General features: G+C 53.5%; 2 rRNA genes. Both read right to left on the reverse strand.

Going from position 1 to position 3803, the window contains the following annotated elements:
• Nucleotides 1-56 precede the first annotated feature (56 nt).
• A 5S ribosomal RNA gene (gene rrf / locus CQ018_RS19685) occupies nucleotides 57-173 on the reverse strand.
• Between the two features lie 200 nt (nucleotides 174-373).
• Nucleotides 374-3506 (reverse strand): 23S ribosomal RNA (locus CQ018_RS19690).
• Nucleotides 3507-3803 lie beyond the last annotated feature (297 nt).

Consider the following 3803-nt stretch of genomic DNA (forward strand, 5'->3'; position numbering starts at 1 on the left):
TGGTTAAACATCAGAACCCCCAAGCCTTGGCTTGGGGGTTCTGGAACATAAATTATGTCCGGCGGTGACCTACTCTCCCACACCCTCCCGAGTGCAGTACCATCGGCGCAGTGGGTCTTAGCTTCCGGGTTCGGTATGGGACCGGGCGTTTCCCCCACGCTATGACCGCCGTAACTCTAGCTCACGCACCAGGCCCTGTTCGGGTGGTGGTGAAATCTTAGGGGTTACGAGAATCTAGTTCTGTGGTGATACTCAAGTCATCTTTCGATGCTTGTATGGTTTTTCCGCGAAATAACATGGGTTGTTGTTTCGGGACCGTATAGTGGACGCAGCGTTTCTTGCCACCAATACCCAGGGGGTTTGGTGGTGTTTGTGGTTTAAGTTGTCGGCCTATTAGTACAGGTCAGCTTCACGAGTCTTTAGTCCTCGCTTCCACATCCTGCCTATCAACCCAGTGGTCTGGCTGGGGGCCTCTCACCACACAAGGTGGTATGGAAATCTCATCTTGAAGTGGGCTTCCCGCTTAGATGCTTTCAGCGGTTATCCCTTCCGAACGTAGCTAATCAGCGGTGCACTTGGCAGTACAACTGACACACCAGAGGTTCGTCCGTCCCGGTCCTCTCGTACTAAGGACAGCTCTTCTCAAATTTCCTGCGCGCGCAGCGGATAGGGACCGAACTGTCTCACGACGTTCTAAACCCAGCTCGCGTACCGCTTTAATGGGCGAACAGCCCAACCCTTGGGACCTACTCCAGCCCCAGGATGCGACGAGCCGACATCGAGGTGCCAAACCATGCCGTCGATATGGACTCTTGGGCAAGATCAGCCTGTTATCCCCGAGGTACCTTTTATCCGTTGAGCGACGGCCGTTCCACAACGTGCCGCCGGATCACTAGTCCCGACTTTCGTCCCTGCTCGAGCTGTCGCTCTCACAGTCAAGCTCCCTTGTGCACTTACACTCGACACCTGATTGCCAACCAGGCTGAGGGAACCTTTGGGCGCCTCCGTTACTTTTTAGGAGGCAACCGCCCCAGTTAAACTACCCATCAGGCACTGTCCCTGACCCAGATTATGGGCCGAAGTTAGGTGACCGGTACAGCCAGAGTGGTATTTCAACGATGACTCCACCCGAACTAGCGTCCGAGCTTCACAGTCTCCCACCTATCCTACACAAGCTGCACCGAACACCAATACCAAACTATAGTAAAGGTCTCGGGGTCTTTCCGTCCTGCTGCGCGTAACGAGCATCTTTACTCGTAGTGCAATTTCGCCGAGTTCATGGTTGAGACAGCGGGGAAGTCGTTACTCCATTCGTGCAGGTCGGAACTTACCCGACAAGGAATTTCGCTACCTTAGGATGGTTATAGTTACCACCGCCGTTTACTGGGGCTTAAATTCTCAGCTTCGCACATAAATGTGCTAACCGGTCCTCTTAACCTTCCAGCACCGGGCAGGAGTCAGTCCGTATACATCGTCTTGCGACTTCGCACGGACCTGTGTTTTTAGTAAACAGTCGCTTCCCCCTGGTCTCTGCGGCCCACACCCGCTCCAAGACGCAAGGTCTTTTCACGAGGTAGGCCCCCCTTCTCCCGAAGTTACGGGGGCATTTTGCCGAGTTCCTTAACCATGATTCTCTCGATCGCCTTAGTATTCTCTACCTGATCACCTGTGTCGGTTTGGGGTACGGGCGGCTAAAACCTCACGTCGATGCTTTTCTTGGCAGCATAGGATCACCGAATCACCCCCCAAAGGGGGCGCCTATCAGATCTCAACCTTGTATGAGAGACGGATTTGCCTATCTCTCGGCCTACATCCTTGGACCAGGTCAATTCCATTGCCTGGCTCGGCTACCTTCCTGCGTCACACCTGTTAATACGTTTACCTCCCCGGTTCGGGTCCCACGCCGCACACCCGATACCATTCCCGAAGGAATGATGGTGGGTCTTTGGGGTGGTTAGCATCACCGGTTTAGTATGGGCGGTTTTTCGCCGGTACGGGAATATCAACCCGTTGTCCATCGACTACGCCTGTCGGCCTCGCCTTAGGTCCCGACTTACCCAGGGCAGATTAGCTTGACCCTGGAACCCTTGATCATTCGGCGGACGGGTTTCTCACCCGTCATTCGCTACTCATGCCTGCATTCTCACTCGTGTAGGCTCCACCGCTGGTTTACACCGCGACTTCACTGCCCACACGACGCTCCCCTACCCATCCAAACGGCTGGACCACAAAGGCCTACCAATATTTGAATGACGCAACTTCGGCGGTGTGCTTGAGCCCCGCTACATTGTCGGCGCGGAATCACTTGACCAGTGAGCTATTACGCACTCTTTCAAGGATGGCTGCTTCTAAGCCAACCTCCTGGTTGTCTTCGCAACTCCACATCCTTTTCCACTTAGCACACGCTTAGGGGCCTTAGTTGGCGTTCTGGGCTGTTTCCCTCTCGACTATGAAGCTTATCCCCCACAGTCTCACTGCTGCGCTCTCACTTACCGGCATTCGGAGTTTGGCTGACGTCAGTAACCTTGTAGGGCCCATTAGCCATCCAGTAGCTCTACCTCCGGTAAGAAACACGCAACGCTGCACCTAAATGCATTTCGGGGAGAACCAGCTATCACGAAGTTTGATTGGCCTTTCACCCCTACCCACAGCTCATCCCCTCCATTTTCAACTGAAGTGGGTTCGGTCCTCCACGCGCTCTTACACGCGCTTCAACCTGGCCATGGGTAGATCACTTCGCTTCGGGTCTAGATCACGCCACTCACTCGCCCTATTCAGACTCGCTTTCGCTACGGCTTCCCCACACGGGTTAACCTCGCGACGTAACACTAACTCGCAGGCTCATTCTTCAAAAGGCACGCTGTCACCCCACAAGGAGGCTCCAACGGATTGTAAGCGCACGGTTTCAGGTACTATTTCACTCCCCTCCCGGGGTACTTTTCACCATTCCCTCACGGTACTTATCCGCTATCGGTCATTGGGTAGTATTTAGGCTTACCAGGTGGTCCTGGCAGATTCAAACGGGATTTCTCGGGCCCCGTCCTACTTGGGATACTCTCACAAAGCGGCAGACACGCATTCGCACTACGGGACTCTCACCCTCTATGGTCCGGCATTCAAACCGATTCGCCTATACGCCTGCACCTCACTTCACCAGCCCGGCAGAACTGGTATGGAAAGTCCCACAACCCCGACCATGCAACGCCCGCCGGCTATCACACATGGCTCGGTTTAGCCCCATCCGCGTTCGCTCGCCACTACTAACGGAATCACTATTGTTTTCTCTTCCTGCGGGTACTGAGATGTTTCACTTCCCCGCGTTCCCTCCACACAGCCTATGTGTTCAGCTGCGGGTCATACGGCATAACACCGTACGGGGTTTCCCCATTCGGAAATCCTGGTCTCAACGTCCGGTTATCGACTCCACCAGGCTTATCGCAGATTCCCACGTCCTTCTTCGGCTCCCAATGCCAAGGCATCCACCGTGCGCCCTTAAAAACTTGACCACAAACATGATCAAAAATTTACATGAGCTAAAATAATTACAATCGAAAGAACCAAGAAAAACACACCCAAAGAGCGTGTTCACCAGGTTCAATAATTCATAAGAAATTGCTTATGCAAAACAAAACAAAAACAACCAGCAACCCAAAGGATTACCAGCCTTTTTCATCCTGTTTCACAAGATGCTCGCGTCCACTATACAGTTCCCAAACAACAACCCCATCACACCCACCACCACACAAACACCAACAGGTGCATCTTGTGCGGCTTAGGCCATGCGCAGGAAATCCAGAAAAAAC

Source organism: Arthrobacter sp. MYb227, from assembly GCF_002975435.1.
In the GTDB taxonomy this organism is placed as follows: domain Bacteria; phylum Actinomycetota; class Actinomycetes; order Actinomycetales; family Micrococcaceae; genus Paeniglutamicibacter.